The sequence below is a fragment of the Pseudomonas sp. Marseille-Q5115 genome (assembly GCF_916618905.1).
GTDB classification, from domain to species: Bacteria; Pseudomonadota; Gammaproteobacteria; order Pseudomonadales; family Pseudomonadaceae; genus Aquipseudomonas; species Aquipseudomonas japonica_A.
In genome coordinates, this window is the sequence record NZ_CAKAKI010000003.1 from 62,333 (window position 1) to 78,096 (window position 15,764).

The 15,764-nt window shown below is 56.3% G+C and carries 17 protein-coding genes and 1 pseudogene; 16 read left to right on the forward strand and 2 right to left on the reverse strand.

All coding sequences use genetic code 11. The features are described from left to right. Positions 1-31 precede the first annotated feature (31 nt). The 15 genes from LG385_RS24820 to LG385_RS24885 all read left to right on the forward strand — a co-directional run bounded on the left by LG385_RS24820 (position 32) and on the right by LG385_RS24885 (position 12,559). Positions 32-349, forward strand: a complete 318-nt coding sequence (locus LG385_RS24820) for a type IV secretion system protein VirB3 (RefSeq protein WP_225776482.1) — start codon at positions 32-34, stop codon at positions 347-349. Further along, positions 349-2,967 (forward strand): conjugal transfer protein TraB, encoded by a 2,619-nt coding sequence (locus tag LG385_RS24825; protein WP_225776483.1) that lies wholly within the window; start codon positions 349-351, stop codon positions 2,965-2,967. The genes LG385_RS24820 and LG385_RS24825 overlap by 1 nt, the downstream gene beginning before the upstream one ends. Further along, complete coding sequence (locus tag LG385_RS24830) at positions 2,967-3,695, forward strand: type IV secretion system protein (protein WP_225776484.1); 729 nt, start codon at positions 2,967-2,969, stop codon at positions 3,693-3,695. Before LG385_RS24825 ends, LG385_RS24830 begins: the two co-directional genes overlap by 1 nt. Positions 3,696-3,702: 7 nt before the next feature. Further along, positions 3,703-3,918 carry an EexN family lipoprotein gene (locus LG385_RS25875; RefSeq protein WP_225776485.1) on the forward strand — a complete coding sequence of 72 codons (216 nt, stop codon included), beginning with the start codon at positions 3,703-3,705 and terminating at the stop codon, positions 3,916-3,918. Positions 3,919-3,932: 14 nt separating this feature from the next. After that, positions 3,933-4,991, forward strand: a complete 1,059-nt coding sequence (locus tag LG385_RS24840) for a type IV secretion system protein (RefSeq protein WP_225776486.1) — start codon at positions 3,933-3,935, stop codon at positions 4,989-4,991. A gap of 92 nt (positions 4,992-5,083) precedes the next feature. Next, positions 5,084-5,278, forward strand: coding sequence for a hypothetical protein (locus LG385_RS25880; RefSeq protein ID WP_413247399.1), 195 nt, complete (start codon positions 5,084-5,086; stop codon positions 5,276-5,278). Continuing rightward, on the forward strand, positions 5,271-5,996 hold the full coding sequence (locus LG385_RS24845; protein ID WP_225776487.1) for a type IV secretion system protein: 726 nt from the start codon (positions 5,271-5,273) through the stop codon (positions 5,994-5,996). Before LG385_RS25880 ends, LG385_RS24845 begins: the two co-directional genes overlap by 8 nt. A 4-nt stretch (positions 5,997-6,000) precedes the next feature. After that, the gene (locus LG385_RS24850) at positions 6,001-6,888 is read left to right on the forward strand and encodes a TrbG/VirB9 family P-type conjugative transfer protein (protein ID WP_225776488.1); all 888 of its coding nucleotides are present in this window, start codon (positions 6,001-6,003) and stop codon (positions 6,886-6,888) included. Next, on the forward strand, positions 6,888-8,036 hold the full coding sequence (gene virB10, locus LG385_RS24855; protein WP_225776489.1) for a type IV secretion system protein VirB10: 1,149 nt from the start codon (positions 6,888-6,890) through the stop codon (positions 8,034-8,036). The genes LG385_RS24850 and virB10 overlap by 1 nt, the downstream gene beginning before the upstream one ends. A gap of 8 nt (positions 8,037-8,044) precedes the next feature. After that, positions 8,045-9,070: an ATPase, T2SS/T4P/T4SS family gene (locus tag LG385_RS24860; RefSeq protein ID WP_225776490.1), complete on the forward strand. Its 1,026-nt coding sequence runs from the start codon at positions 8,045-8,047 to the stop codon at positions 9,068-9,070. After that, positions 9,060-9,584: a phospholipase D family protein gene (locus LG385_RS24865; RefSeq protein WP_225776491.1), complete on the forward strand. Its 525-nt coding sequence runs from the start codon at positions 9,060-9,062 to the stop codon at positions 9,582-9,584. The genes LG385_RS24860 and LG385_RS24865 overlap by 11 nt, the downstream gene beginning before the upstream one ends. Positions 9,585-9,599: 15 nt before the next feature. After that, positions 9,600-10,211 carry a hypothetical protein gene (locus LG385_RS24870; protein ID WP_225776492.1) on the forward strand — a complete coding sequence of 204 codons (612 nt, stop codon included), beginning with the start codon at positions 9,600-9,602 and terminating at the stop codon, positions 10,209-10,211. Between the two features lie 143 nt (positions 10,212-10,354). Then, a complete protein-coding gene (locus LG385_RS24875; RefSeq protein ID WP_225776493.1) occupies positions 10,355-10,774 on the forward strand; it encodes a hypothetical protein in 420 nt (139 codons plus the stop codon). Between the two features lie 11 nt (positions 10,775-10,785). Then, positions 10,786-11,043, forward strand: a complete 258-nt coding sequence (locus LG385_RS24880) for a hypothetical protein (RefSeq protein WP_225776494.1) — start codon at positions 10,786-10,788, stop codon at positions 11,041-11,043. 142 nt (positions 11,044-11,185) lie between these two features. Beyond that, positions 11,186-12,559, forward strand: a complete 1,374-nt coding sequence (locus LG385_RS24885) for a transposase (protein ID WP_225774689.1) — start codon at positions 11,186-11,188, stop codon at positions 12,557-12,559. Between the two features lie 749 nt (positions 12,560-13,308). On the opposite strand, the pseudogene LG385_RS24890 reads toward LG385_RS24885, so the two are convergent. Both LG385_RS24890 and LG385_RS24895 read right to left on the reverse strand, forming a co-directional pair. After that, positions 13,309-13,662: pseudogene (locus tag LG385_RS24890) on the reverse strand (calcium-binding protein); the annotation flags it as partial. Between the two features lie 18 nt (positions 13,663-13,680). Continuing rightward, entirely contained in the window at positions 13,681-14,553 is an 873-nt protein-coding gene (locus tag LG385_RS24895; protein ID WP_225776496.1) for a WYL domain-containing protein, read from the reverse strand. A gap of 103 nt (positions 14,554-14,656) precedes the next feature. On the opposite strand from LG385_RS24895, the gene LG385_RS24900 reads away from it, so the two are divergent. After that, positions 14,657-15,760, forward strand: a complete 1,104-nt coding sequence (locus LG385_RS24900; protein ID WP_225776497.1) for an ADP-ribosylglycohydrolase family protein — start codon at positions 14,657-14,659, stop codon at positions 15,758-15,760. The last annotated feature ends 4 nt before the right edge of the window (positions 15,761-15,764 follow it).

Sequence of the window (15,764 nt, forward strand, 5' to 3'; positions counted from 1 at the left end):
CTGCAGGCCCTTTTTGATTGGAGGTACAGCAATGTCGTGGCAATCCGGCCGGTTCCCCCTCTTCAAGGGGGCCACCCGGCTTCCGACGTGGTTAGGCGTACCCAGGACGGTGTTGGGGGTAACCCTGATGTTCTGCGCCACGCTTTTCATGACCATTCACTTGTGGGCCTTGGGGTTGTTCGGCCTGCTCTGGTTCATCGAATGGTGCATATCCAAGCATGATGATCGGATGTTCCGGATTCTGTATCTGGGCTTCAGGACGAAGGTTCTGAATCGGATCAATTCGCCATTCACCAAACGCTGGGGCGGCTCATCCAGTTCGCCTATTGATTACGAGGTACGGGACTGATGGGTGTACAAGCGCGAGAAATCAGCAAAAGCCTGAAGTTTCGAAAAGAGCCTTCTGTCTCCAAGAATTTGCCCTATTCCTATCACCTGACGGACACCGTGATCAGCACCGTCAATGGTGAGTACCTGACCATCTTCAAACTTCGCGGGCGCGCCCATGATTGTGCGTCAAACCGCGATATGGTCATGTGGTTGCGCGACCTGAACCAGATGATCAAATCCATCGGCACGGAGCGCGTAAAGTTCTGGACGCACTTGCATCATCACACCGTGGATGACTACCCAGAAACGTCTTTCAAGCTGAAATTCGCGCAGCATTTTGCCGATAAATACTGCGAATCCTTCAAGTCGAAGCCGATGCTGGTCAATGACCTCTACCTGACCGTGGTCTATGAGCCCGTCGGCGATGCGACCCAGAAAATGTTTGCCCGGTTCGACCGGCCTTCGCGCGAAGCGCTCGATGAGCTGCAGGCGGAGGCCCTTCAAGGCCTGGAAGAAGTAACCGACCAGATCCAGGAGAGCTTCCGCTCTTACGGTATCGAAACCCTGGGCATCTATTACCGCGATGAGCGGGGCCTTCCGATTGAGGCACCGACCCAGCGCTACACGCTTGAGGATCTAGGGATTGAGGGTGTTGACCTCTCTGTGGACCCCGAGGACGCTTATGCAGAGCAGGTACTGGATGACGTGGAGGCGGAGCCGCACGCTGCGGTGGAGATTCCTGGTACCGCGCGTGCGTACTCCTCGGCGTTGGAATGGCTGTCTTTCCTGTGCAACGGCGAATTCGAGCCGGTGCCCGTGTGCCGCGGGCGCATTCGCAATTATCTGATGACCACCCGGCCCATCTCGTCGATGTGGGGCGATCTGATTGAGCTGCGCTCGATCGACGAAAAACGTTACACGGCCGGCATAGAAATCACCGACTACGACGAAAACACAGAGGCCGGGCAGCTGAATCGCCTCATGGAGGCCGACTTCGATTTCGTGCTCTCCCAAAGCTACTGCTGCATGTCCAATTCGGCGGCTAAAGGATTCCTGGACCGCCAGGAAAAGGCGTTGCTCGAAACCAAGGACCGCAGCAAGTCGCAGATCAAGGGCATGAGCCAGGCTGCCGATGATGTCGCCTCCCGGCGGTTCATCATGGGTTGGCACCACGCTACGTTGCATACCTACGGCCATGAGCCCCGTGTTGTACAGAAACAAGCGCGCAAGGCGATGACCATGTTTGGCGACTGCGCGGTGAAGGCCGCGCCGGTTGGCCTTGCCTCGGATGCAGCGTTTTGGGCGCGGCTGCCAGGCAACCAAGCGCTTGCACCCCGTCCTGCAGCGATCAACAGCTGGAATTTCCTGAGCTTCAACTCGTTCCATAATTTCATGACAGGTAAGGCGCACAACAATCCTTGGGGAGATTCGGTGCTGCTGGTGAGGACCACCGCGGGCACGCCTCTCCATGTGAATTTCCATGCCAGCCATCCGAATGAGGACTCGCTCGGGAAACGGCCGCCAGGTAATACCCTGATTCTTGGCCGAGTGGGTGCCGGTAAAACAACGCTGCTCAATGCGCTGCTTACTGCCTCGACGAAGTACCTGCCCCGGATGTACTGCTTCGACAAGGATCAGGGGATGATGCCGCTGATCACGTCTTTGGGGGGTCGCTATACGGTCCTCGAGGACGGCGTGAGCACAGGCTGGTGCCCTGCGCAGCTTGAGCCAAACAAGACCAACGTCACGTTCGTCAAGCGCCTGCTCAAGGTCTGCGTGGAGATTACGAACAATGGGCCAGTGTCTCAGCTGTATGTAGAGCGCCTTAATGCTGCCGTTGACCACGTGATGGCCAGCGGGACCATTCCTCATCACTTGCGTGATTTTTCTGCGATTTCGAGCCAGATATCCAACGTGGCTCGGCTTTCTGAGGACGGCGCGCTGAGCCTTTCCGAGCTGCTGCAGCCGTGGCTGCGCGGGAACGAATATGGCTGGCTCTTCGACAACTATGAAGATCAGATCGACCTCAAAAGCCAGGACATCTACGGGTTTGACCTCAGCGATTTCATCGTGGCCAAGGAGCAGCCAGCGCCGCCTGCGCGCACGCCTTTGCTGATGTACCTGTTCTTCCGGATTCGTGGATCCATTGACGGAACTCGCCGTACAGAGATTGTCCTAGATGAGTTTGCGCAATACCTGGACGATCCGATCATGGAAGTAGAGATCAAGCGCGGCCTCAAGACGGACCGTAAGCGGGACTGCATCTACATCTTCGCCACACAGGAAGCCAACGATGCTCTGGATAGCCGTATTGGCAAGACGGTGACCCAGCAGTGCGTGACGAAGATCCTGCTCGAAAACCCTGACGCTTCCTGGGCGGACTACGGCCCGGGCGGTTTGAACGTCACAGAGGCTGAATTCGAGGCAATGCTCAGCATCCCCGAACACAGCCGGCAATTCCTCTATAAGCAAGGTACGCAGTCCACGCTGGCGGTCATGAACCTCAGCGGCATGGATGACGTTATCAGCGTGCTTTCCGGTACGCCCAATAACGCCGCATTGCTTCAAAACATCATCAACATTCACGGGAATGACCCGGCCGTCTTCCTTCCGAAATACTGGAAGGAGGCAGTGTAATGGAGACGATTATGAAGAAAAAACTGCTCACTCTGGCCATCTGTGGGGGCCTCGCCGCCGCTATGCCCGCGATATCTCAAGCCCAGCTTGTAGTTAATGACCCCGTAAACCTGGCGCAAAATGTGATTCAGGCGCAACAGCTTGTTCAACAGCTGGCAAACCTGAAAGAGCAGCTGTCTACACAGCAGGGAATGTACGGGGCCATGACCGGGGCTAGCGGTATGGGTGGCCTATTGCCGAATTCCACCTCAACCTACAAAGAAAATCTTCCTCAAGACGCGTCAACGATATATTCAGACGCTACAAATGGAAATTCCTCGATAGCCAATGATGCGAGCTCTATGTCATCGAAGTTTGATGACCAGATTGCAGGCATGGATAAAACCGAGGCCTTGGACTTTGTTCAAAAACAAGTTAAAGAAAAAGGCGCCTATGATCGGGTCATGACTGAGAACGCCTATAACAATCAAATGCGTGAACTGGACGATATCCAGACATTAACAGAGCAAATCGACTCTACTACATCCCAAAAGGAAATTTCTGATTTGCAAGCAAGGATCAGTACCGCCCAAGGAGCAATTCAGGCTGAGCAAACCAAGGTCAATTTGATGTCAATGATGCAATCGTCGCAGGATAAGATTCTTGAGCAGCAGCATGATACTGCGGTTGAACGCTGGATGATTGGGGATGTACAAGATAATACAGCTCCAGACGTAACTAATTTTTGAGGTTCTGATGAGAATTTTTACTTCGCTACTGATTCTATCGCTGTTGTCCCTCGGGGGCTGCAGGGATGAGAACGAAGCCCAGTCGAAGGACTGGTATAAACAACATGAAAGCGAGCGGAAGGCGCGTGTAGAGCAATGCAATTCGGATTCTCGTATTCGGGCTTCGTTTGACTGTCAGAACGCGTTGGAAGCTGAAAGCGATATTTTCGTGTTTGGTAAGTAGAAGGATCACGGCTGATGGCTAATTATGATGCTATATCAAAGCTTCTGGCTTACATGGACACGGTTTCCACGGAATTCGTCGCCCAGAATCTTTCAGCTATTACGTTAGCCGTCACGCCACTGGTTGCTATTGGCCTAACGATGTCGTTAATGATATCGGGTTTGCATACCATGGCATCTGGAGACGGTGAGCCTCTAAGCGAATTGGTATCAAGGTTCTTCAGATATGCACTTATCATTAGCTTTGCCAGCGCTGGCGGCTGGTTCCAAAAAGACCTTGCCAATTTGGCACTAAAGGCGCCCGATGAGTTTGCCAATATGTTGGTCGTAGGTGGAAGCGCTCCACCTACCCAAGAGACCATGGGGAATACAATCGACAGCGCGCTTGACAAGGGAATCACGATATCCAAGCAAGCATTCAAAAATGCGGGGATTAGTGGTTCCGGCATAGCCTCTGCCCTGCTTGGTATGTGGAGCATGTTTGTCACAGTCATTATGTGCGGTGTTGGCGCTGCGTTCATATTGGCTGCAAAGTTCTGGATGTCTATAACGGTTTGCTTTGGTCCCATCTTCCTATATATGCTTTTATGGGAAGCGACGCGCCAAATGTTTGATAAGTGGATCGGTTCCGTAATCACCTATGGGCTAACTATAATTCTAGTCGCGTCGGTCTTCGGACTAATGATTAAATTTTATGAAAAGGCTTTAGCTAGCGCGATGACAGGTACCGGGTCCGATATCGTTACGACAATGGTAACTGCCGGTGTCATTACGGTTGTGTCGATGTACGTGCTTCTCCAAATTCCCGAAAAGGCGGCTCTTTGGGGTAGTGGTATCACCGTAGCTGCTCGTACCGCTATGCGAGGAGGGCCTGGTCGCTCCGCTGCTCCCCAGGGCGGCGGTAAAGGAGGCGGCGGCGGGGAAAAGGAAAAACCAGATCCAGCTCCTTCCGAAGCAGAAACCCCACCTAGTGGGGCAGGCGCCGCGGGCAAGTCAGGTGCTGGCGATACTAAAGGAAGTGGGTCCCAAATCGGGTCAGCTATGCAGGGCATGGCCAAGGGCTCACGCCGCTAATCGTCTTCCGCGTCGAAGGCCAATAAATCCTTGAAATTGCAATTTCAAGGATTTATTCTGGCCCTATCTTTTTAAGTACCGAGGTAAATGCCATGCGTCGTTTTTCGATAGCAGCGGCTGCGCTGTGCGCAGCCCTGGCGGTAGCGGGTTGCTCTTCGAAACCTACACCGCCGCCCGAACCCGATATGACTCGGATGATTCCGGTGAACAAGACCGTGCCGCCGCACCTTTACACCCCAGCGGCGAGCGAACCCGTGGCGCACAAGGACGGTACCCAACATGAATAGGAAGGAAAAACCTGATCGTACTGGCGATGCCGTCACGCGCGAGAACATGGCCAAGTTCCAAGCGGAACGCCAGGATCTTGAAACCGAGCTCCTGGATGAAGTGCTGAAATCTCGCTCCACCGCCTGGAGGCTCGCCGGCGGCCTGTTCGCGTTGACCGTTATCGCCTTTGGCATAACGGGCCTAGTGATCCATCGCTACTCTCAGCCCCTTCCAACCAACTTCATGGTTGCCCAAGCGGACGGTCAGTACGTTCGTATGACGACCATGCCGGAAGCGACTTCCCTGGGCCAACAGACCGATATTTACTGGGCTTCCCAGTTCATCATCCATTACGAAACCTACGACTACTTCAACCAGCAGACCCATTACGACGCCGTGGGCCTCATGGCGAGCCCAGATGTCGCCGATGAGTGGCGAAAGGCGCGCTATACCGGCGACAAGGCCCTAGACAAGGTATTGGGTGACTCGCAGATGGATAGGGTCACCATCAACTCGCGCTATGTCGACGCGGCCCATGGCGTAGCCACAATTCGGTACACCAAGCAGACCAAATTCAAGAGCCGTCCGCTTCCTGAGCCGCCCAAGCATTACATCGCGAACATTGGGTACAACTACAAAAAGACGCTCCTGACCGCAGCCCAGCGCGATATCAACCCCGCGGGCTATCAGGTGATGTCGATCGACATTCACGAAGAATCTATCGGGAACGGGGGCTGATCCGATGAAAAGGTCAATTGTTGCCGGCCTGGCGCTGTCCATTGCCCTCGCCTCGAGCGGTGCGTTTGCACTGAACGAAAAAACCAATTCACCCTACGATTTCCGCATCAAGTCTGTCGTCTACAACCCGCTCGATGTAGTGGAGCTCGATGCGGTCGCCGGCGTCAGTACCCATATCCAGATGGCGCCCGATGAGACCTACGTTACCCACGTATTCGGTGAATCTGGCGGGTGGGTGCTCACGTCGAATGAAAACAATATCTTCGTCCGGCCGGTCGCTGAGTTGAGCGATACGAACCTGACCATCATCAGCAACAAGCGCACCTATTACCTGGTGCTGCACTGCATTTCGTATGCGGAAAAAAAGCAGCCTGACGGCACGGTCAAGCAGGAATTCATAAAGACCCCCTGGCAGGCCAAGCAGGCCACGGTAGGCCTGATCTACAAGTACCCCTTCGAAGATATGGCCCTTGCCAACCGCAAGCTCGAGGAGCGGCGCGTGCAGGAAGCGCTGAACAAGGCTGATACGACCGGTCCACGCAACATTGACTACCAGATGTCTGACGAACCCGGCACTGAGTACATTCGGCCCACGTGGGTATGGGACAACTACCGCTCCACCAGCTTCGAATTCCCTGCCAACGCCGAGTTGCCGACCATCTTTGTAGTCGGGTCAGATGGGAAAGAGTCAGTGGCGAACGTTACGCCCATGGGAGAGAACAGCAACATCCTGGTCGTGCCGCAGACGGCCAAGATGTGGAAGGTCCGCATGGGCGACAAGGTGGTCGGTGTCGTGAACGGTAACTACAACCCCTCCCTTGGCGCTAACCCAAGCAATACGGTTACACCTGAAGTGAAGCGGGTGCTCAAGCCTGCCAAGGAGGACAACTGATGGCGCGCGAACCCGTAGACATCGACAGCCTGGATACCGAATTTGACGAACGCGGGAAATTTGCCGGTGGCGGCAAAAAGTCGATTCCTGGCCTTCGCGTTTTCATTGTGGCCATGCTCTGCATCCTGCTTGGTCTCCTGGCCTGGACGCTGGTTTCAGCGAAGCTGGCGACTCAGAAACCCGAGACCGAGGAGGCCAAACCCAAGCAGTCCGAGATTGGCAATGCCCTACCACCGCGAGAGTTCAGCCAGAATTCCCCGGATGCCGGCAAGGCCGCTGAGCCTTCGCCTGTTGTAAATACGTTGCCCCAACGACCTGTTGCGGCCGAGCGTCCGGCGCCGGCGGGCTCGAAGGGCAAGCCAGAACTGACCCCTGAGCAAAAGGCCATGGCCCGGCGGCTGGGGAAAGAAGCCGGCGGTACCTCGGACAGCTCGCCAAGTGAACCTGAGAATCAGCGTCGGGGGCAGGATCTGGCGACTTCCGAGGGTAGCAGCAAGCTCGCCAGCGCCCTCAAGCCCGCAAAGATCAGCGGTTCCAAGGCTGGGCGGTTGGCCAATCCGAGCCTGACCATCTCCAGGGGCACCATGATTTCCTGCGGCACGAAGACACAGCTCGATACCACGGTACCGGGCATGGTCAGCTGCCAGGTCAGCCGCGACGTGTACTCGGCTGATGGGAAGGTCAAGCTCATCAACAAGGGCGCCCATGTAGACGGCGAGGTCTCAGGCGGTATCAGCCAAGGGCAGGCCGCAGTGTTTGCACTTTGGACACGCGTGCGCAACAAGGATCAGGTCATAGCTGACCTAGCCAGCCCAGGCACCAGTAGACTTGGAGCTTCCGGTATTCCAGGACAGGTGGACGATCATTTCTGGGAACGCTTCAAGGGCGCGATCTTTGTTTCCATTCTTTCCGACATGGGCGATACGCTGACCCAGCTCGCAGCAAATTCGGCCAACAGCGGTGATGGCAACACCAGCGTGAGCCTGGGCAACACCGAGAACAGCGGCGACTCCCTTGCTCGCGAAGCCCTGCGCAACTCGATTGATATCCCCCCTACCCTCACCGTCAACCAAGGCGAAGGCGTCTCGATCTACGTCGCTCGTGATGTTGATTTCAGCGATGTTTATAGCCTCGAAATGAGCCGCTAGGAGGTCGCATGGAACGCGTAAACGAGAACGGCTTTACCAGTCGTGAACTGGAAGTGACTCGCCACAATATGGCTCATCTTACGCCTTACCTTGATGCCGATGATGTGTTCGAGATCCGGATCAACAAATTTGGCCAAGTGGTGTGCGATACCGTCAACGGTCGACGCATCGAGGATGATCCCAACCTCACCGAGACCTATTTGAAGGGGCTGTGTGAACACCTGCTCTCGTTGAACAGGCTGCCCTGGAAGCCCATCAACTACCTCGTGCTGCCGGATGGTTCGCGCGGTACCTTCTGCTGGAACCCCGCCGTAGTAGGCGGCACGGTGCTGATTGCCATCCGTAAGCATCTGCAGATCAACAAGTCCCTGCGCACCCTGGCTCAGGAAGGTCGGTTTAGCCGTGTCCAGATCCGCAAGTTCTCGGATCACTTCGAGCTGCGCCCGTGGGAAAACGAGCTGCTGCAGCTGCTCGATCGCGGGGACATTGATGAGTTTCTTGAAAAGGCGGTACTGAACAAGCTGAACATAGCTGTGGCAGGTGCGACCGGCAGCGGTAAGACCCTCCTTACGCGTTCGCTGCTATCCGCAGTGCCGGCCTATGAGCGTGTAATTCTGCTCGAGGACAGCCATGAGGTAACGAACCATCACCTGCTCGAAGTGGGCTACATGCTCTATGGCAGTGATGGCGGTCGGGTAAGTGCCAGTGAATGCCTCAAGGCATGCATGCGTCTGACCCCCGACCGGGTATTCCTGACCGAGCTTCGCGACGATGCGGCCTGGGAATACCTCACCTCGGCCAATACGGGTAATCCCGGCGGAATCTTCTCCACTCACTCCGACAGCGCCTTGGAAACGTTTGATCGTGTTGCAGATTTGGTGAAGTCTTCTCCCACAGGGCAAGGCCTGGATTACGGCCTGATCATGCGCAAGGTGAGGTCAGCATTGGATTGCGTCGTGTACATGGAAAAGCGCGACGTGGTTGAGATTCTTTATGACCCATTGGCCAAGAGGAAAGCACTCTATGCTGCGTAAGTCCCTTGCCAGCGCCTTGCTGCTGGCCTGCCTGGCTGGACCGGCATCGGCTTCATCATTGCAGGTAGGGTTCTCCCCAGAAGGTTCGGCTGAAGCCTTGGTACTCAAGGTCATTGGCTCGGCCAAGCACGACATCCGCATGATGGGTTATTCGTTCACCTCCCCTGCGATCGCCCGGGCCCTGGCCACTGCGGCGCGTTCGGGCATTGACGTAAAGATGGTGATTGACGACCACGGAAACAGGGGCAAGGCCTCCCGTGCTGCGATGAACCTGGTGGTCAATGCGGGCGTCCAGCTGCGCACCGATGACCGCTACAAGATTCAGCATGACAAGGTGATCGTGATTGACAGCCGCACCGTCGAAACCGGGAGCTTCAACTACACCGCTTCGGCGGCCAAGGCGAACAGCGAGAATGCTCTGGTTGCCTGGGATGTTCCCGAGATTGCCAATGACTATCTGGGGCATTGGCAATCGCGCTGGGATCAGGGCACCGACTACCGTTCCAGTTACTAGGACGGGAGTCGTGCCATGGATTTTAGGCTGTTACTCCTCGCCGCATTTGCCCTCCTCATTTGTGCGCTGCTGTTCCGGCCGGCCGGTTATTACCGACGCCGGCGGCACCTGCGCAAACAGCGTGCGGCGCGGCGCGTGGCCTATTGGTACATGGAGGAGCTGGCTCGCATCGAAGGTGGCGCCAAGGCTCATTATGCCGGGCGTATACCACCGCTCTTTCTCGAAAACCCAGACCTGGTGGACGCCTATCAACAGGCGCAAGAGCTGGTTCGCTCCGAGCTTGCAATGGAGCACGCCTATGAGGATTGGGCGGCCGCGGAAAAGGCACTGGAGCTTCGGGAGCAAGAACAGCAATGCCTGGATGCCGAGCGCATTGAGTCATGCCTTGTTGCTGGTGACTGGGAGGGGTTGGCCCTCCCCTCCCCTGCCGGTCTGTTATCACGGCTGCTTGCCCATGAGCGGGTCAGGGTCAATCACCACTCCCTGGTCTACGAGGACGGCTGGACCTGGATGACCAATCCCTATGGCGTCGACGGCGTGCTTTCTTGCAGCGCCCCGACTCTGCAGGCCTGCCATGAATTTCTAGTCCGCATGGCGCGGGACGAAGACTACGGCCCAGTGCCATAAAGCTTTCCGTATCATGCCTCCGCAATTCAAGGATGGCATCAGCGCGCAGCTTACTGCGGCTTACAAGAGCTTGAGGCCGGCTTAAAAAGGCCCGAGCAATGACAATGACAATGCCGCGCTGTAAGCCGGCAGAGGGAATTACAATGCTGAAACTGACGATCCTCACCTGCGGGCTGTTCCTGGGCAGCACCGCCATGGCCGCACAGCTGCAGATTCCGGGCGCCACCTACCAGCAGAACAACACGGTGAACCAGACCATCAATGCCGTGGGCACCGTTGGCGGCTGGCTTGGGCTGGGCTCGAAGACTGCAAGCGGCGACTACCTGGAGCCTGGCCGAGTTGTGGTGCTGGCCAACGGTGCCAAAGCGCAGGTCTATGGCATGGACTGCCGCCCTGGTGAATCCAAGCCGTGCAAATCGGTGAAGGTCTCGGAACAGAACACCCGCGTTACCGTCATTCCGGCCACGGGCCAACCCTTCCAGGAATACTGGTCGCTTCAGCGCCTGAACGATAATCGCTTGGCGATTCGTCGGCAGAATGGTCAGATGATTGTTACGCCTTAACGGAGCTGCACATGACACCAGTAGAAATAGGAGGCTTGGCGCTTCTTATCCTGATCACGGCCTTCGCGTGGAAGGTGTACGACAAGCACAAGCTGCGTCCACTGTCCGAATTTCCTGACCTGGCAGAAGATTTCAAGTTGTTCCCGACAGTGCTGGAAAAAATCCGCGCCCGTGGTGCATTGAGCCTGGCTGAGTACCGGCTTTTGCTCAAACGCAGCCTTGGCGCTGTTGATACCGAGCTGGCGCGCCGGAAGAACGAGAACCCCTGATTCGTAGGAACAGGTAGTACGCACAACTATGGGTCGGTTGCTGCCGGCGGCGGGCTGCTATCGACCGATTCTGTTGAAAAAGTAGATCTCCTGCCTGGTCTGCGGCAAAATATGGACATCGGCCGGCGGGAGGATTCGCAGCATGATGGGACAATTGTCGAGTGGACAGGAACGGCTGTTTTACTCGTTCAACATTGAAGATCACATCCCAGCAAATCACCTCCTGCGCAGCATTGATCGATGTCTCGATCTGAGCGACCTGCGCCGATACCTCGCCGATTTCTACAGCCCGATTGGGCGTCCTTCGATTGATCCTGAGCTGATGATTCGCCTGCTGGTCGTGGGCTACTGCTACGGTATTCGCTCCGAGCGCAGGTTGTGCGAAGAGGCTCATTTGAACTTGGCGTATCGCTGGTTTTGCCGCTTGAGTCTCGAAGACGAAGTCCCCAACCACTCTACGTTTTCCAAAAATCGGCACGGTCGTTTCCGCGACAGCTCGCTGTTTCGCTGGCTATTTAACGAGGTGCTGCGCCGCTGCATGGACGCAGGTCTGGTCAAGGGCGAAGGGTTTGCCGTGGACGCCAGCGTCATTAAGGCGGATGCCAGTCGCCAGCGTGGAGTGCCTGGTGATGGAGAGGTCAACTGGAGCGATCCGTCGTTAAGTACTCGTGCCGTCCGTGAGTACCTTGAAGCGCTGGATGAAGAGGCTCTGGCTGAAACACTTCCCAAACGCCTGTCGCTGACCGATCCCCTCGCTCGTTGGACAGCAGCGCCAGGAGGCCCGGCGTTCTTCGCTTACTCGACCAACTATCTGATTGATGTCGAACATGGCGTGATCATGGACGTAGAGCCCACGCCGGCTCATCGAACAGCCGAGGTCGAGAGCACCAAGACCATGATTGAGCGAGTCGAAGAGCAGTTCGATATCAAGCCGGATCGACTGATCGGCGATACCGCTTATGGAACCGCACCGATGTTGGCCTGGATGGTGGAGGAAAAAGATATTGAGCCACATGTGCCGGTTTGGGACAAAACCGAACGCAAGAACGACAGCCTCTCTATCCGCGATTTTCAATGGAATGAAGGGACGCAGGAATATCGCTGCCCCACCGGACACGCCCTGCGCAGTGAGTGGCGTGCCTTCAAGAACCAGCGCTCACATGTCACAAAAGCCGACACCATCATCTTTCGATCACGGCAAACCGATTGCGCTAAATGCTTGATGAAAGAGCGCTGCTGCCCGAACACTTCGTTCCGAAAAATCGCCCGTAGTGTCCATGAAGCGGCGCGAGATGTTGCTCGGCGGATCGCCACAACACCTCAATACGTGTGCTCTCGCCATGAGCGCAAGAAAGTCGAAATGTTGTTCGCTCACCTCAAGCGAATCCTGAGACTGGATCGATTGCGACTACGCGGCATGAGCGGTGCGAACGATGAATTCACGATGGCAGCAGCAGTACAGAATCTGAGGAGACTGGCCAAACTTACCTCTCAAAGGCCGCCAACGACGGGATAGGTGCGCCCGGAGTAAGCAAAAAACCTCAAATTAACCCATTAACCAAGCTGCAACGGTCAATGCAGAACCGAAAAGCCACCCAGCGTGGTGAATAGGTTCTGAAGAGACGACCAACCTCGAAGTCTTCCAGTCTGAAATTCCGACTTTTTCAACAGAATCGACCCATAGCGGTCCTTCGCGAAAAATAGAAATTGCGTTTTCCAAAGAGTTGGTCCCAAAGCAGAGGCTTAAGGAAACACAGATCAAGTCTATTCCCTGTTTGCAGCGACGCTCGTTCAGACTACCGTTCTGAGCTTACGCGAGGACTGACCTTATGGTGCCCCAGCCAGCACACCGCATCTGTGATCGGTGCGGCAATTTGATAACGGCTTATTGCCCTTCAATTGAGACGCTATCAACCATCGGGAGCTTCTATGAAGCGGGTGATCAAGAAGTAGTCGATGAGATAGTACGTCGGGAAAATATTGATCCAAAAATTGTATGGGAGTATTTCGATCACCGAATGAGGCCCCGATGCGAGCAAAAAGTGGCTTTCTGTCCATTCTGCGGTGGGCAGCTGAGAACCTGGCGCGCACGGCAATGCATGCACTGCTTAAGGGAGTGGCACTGAATGGCTGCCATGGGTCGAGTGCCGCCCGTGGATGGGGGGACCGCAACCGATCCGTAGCGGCCGTTCGCTAACGCCACCCTTGGAACGGTAGCCGGCAGTAGGCAAGGACTACTGACGACTACCTAAAGCGGCTTCTCACTTAAGCAGCGTGGATATCACTAGGCGCAACACCTACTAATTCAACAGGCGTATCGGAGACGTGTTCAGCGGTTGAAACGGTGCTCGAAACAACCAGGTTATCTGCGGAGAATGTCCTTGTATAGCCGCCTTCTAGGGCGATTTCGAAGCGCTGCCCCTCGGCATTCAGGTCGTAGTCCTTGAGATAGGTGCGGTGCAAGTCTGTGTCGTAGACCAGCTTCAAGGTACCGTTGGTGCCATCGCCCAGGCCCGTATAGCCGAGGGCCGCCACGTCGATCTTGTTCTCGGTTACGTCGAAGTCCGTAATAAAGTCGGCGGCACCATGAACGCTATCGCTGCTGTCCAGATAGCGGAAGGTATCTACCCCAAATTCTCAGTCATACAGCCATGGCTTCAGCTCCTTGAGATTGCTTACCACAATCTGCTGGGCTTCTGGCTTGGGGTCGAGGTTCTTGGGGTCTATCTGATAGCGTTGCAGTACGTATTTCACCAAGGCCTGCCGGCTGGGAATCACCAGCTGGCCGTCGACCATTCCATAGTCGGTTTCGATGATGCTTTTCTGGGCAGGGGCAAGTCGTTCATCCGGGCGAATGATGACAGGAGCCTCGGTGTTCCAGACCTCGTCATCCGCGATGCCGTTGTCGGATTTCCCCAGCAACTCGGGTACCCCGCGCAATCGGCTGAGCACAAAGTCGCGGTATGCGCGGTTGCGCTCGCAATAGGCCCTCACGTGCCAGCGCATGCCGGTGTACACGAGCGTGTGAGGCGCGATCAGCCGAACCTCGGGATCCGGCCGGGCGAGCGACACGTATTCGGTTTCCAGACGCAACCCTTCCCGGCAGGCCTTGAGCAAGGGGCGCAGGATTTCGGCCTTCACCGATCGGTCGGGGACTTCGAGCACCTTGGTATGTGCGTAGGCAAGTGCCAAGCCTTCGATGTGCGGAGCGCGTTCATTGTTGTGATAGAGCAGGTGCAAATAGGCACTGGCACTGTCGTCGATGAACAGCGGCTTGAAATGCCTGCTCGGTACGTACCCCTTCACCTGCTTGTCATATGTAAGGTTTTTGGGCGCATGCTCGGCCATATAGGTGTTGATGTCCTTGGACGCTTGCTGACGGCTGATGCCGAAGCTCTGCATCAGGTGCCCAGTGGTGAGCCTGCCTTCCCACCAGACCACGGTCTCGATCAATCGATAACGCAACGCCAGGTCCCAGCGGACCTGTGCGATGGACTGTTTGCGCTTCATTGCCTCTCCATCTGTGCGAATACCTTACCTGTACAATTCCACATTATGGACGTGTCCATCAAGGATACATATCGTGCGGCCTTGCTCGTAAGGAGAATATCACATGGACACCATCATGGCCGTTTGCGGGACAGGCATAGCGGGCGCCGGGACCTTATCCCGCCTGGACCGTATCAGGGGTTGCCTGCTGGGCGGTGCGGCTGGCGATGCGCTTGGGGCTCCTGTGGAGTTCCTTGAGTGGGCTGCAATCAGGGCCATTCATGGCCCGGAGGGGATTCGGGACTTTGCACCGGCCTATGGGGGGCTTGGCACCATCACTGACGATACCCAGATGATGCTGTTCACTGCCGAAGGGCTGTTGAGGGCTTACGTCCAGGGCAGCAGTCTCCGACATACCCATGTGCCCAGTGTCATCCACCAATCGCTCCTCCGTTGGCTGAACACCCAGGATTGCCCCGGTGAACTGGCAGTGCCCATGGACGGCTGGCTGGTCAGGGAACCTGCACTCTGGGCCCGCCGCGCGCCTGGTGCTACCTGCATCAGCGCGCTCAGGGCAAGCCGGCGCCTGGGGCAGTCGGCGCAAAACCATAGCAAGGGCTGCGGGGCTGTCATGCGGGTGGCCGCCTGTGCATTCTTTGGGAATGCCTTTGAGTTCGCGGCCATGTCAGGTCAGCTCACTCATGGTCACCCCGGCGGATACCTCACCGCCGGGCTGTTCGCCGACATCCTGCAGCGCATGGTTGACGAGGAACAGACCCTTGAGAGTGCTATCACTGAAAGCCTGATCGCTTACGGCAGCCTGCCCGGTCTGGAAGAGGTACGGACACTGATCGACCGGGTGCTCTTTTTCCATTCGGAAGGCTACCTGCCGACCCCGGATACCATCGCCGAGCTCGGCGGTGGGTGGGTCGCCGAGGAGGCGCTTGCCATTGGCATCTGGTGTGCGCTCACAGCCGAAAATCTGGAAGAAGGCATTGTCCGGGCAGTGAACCATGGCGGCGACAGTGACAGTACCGGCCTGATCGCCGGGCATTTACTGGGGCTGCAATACGGGGTACGAGCCATCCCGCAGCGCTGGTACCAGCAACTGGAGCTGCGCAACGTCATTGAACGAATGGCGGCAGACATTGAACGTGTCCCACGCGATTTCTGTGGATACGGGGGATCTTTCGATGAAGCCATTCTCGTCGATTATCCGCTGAGCTGATTGA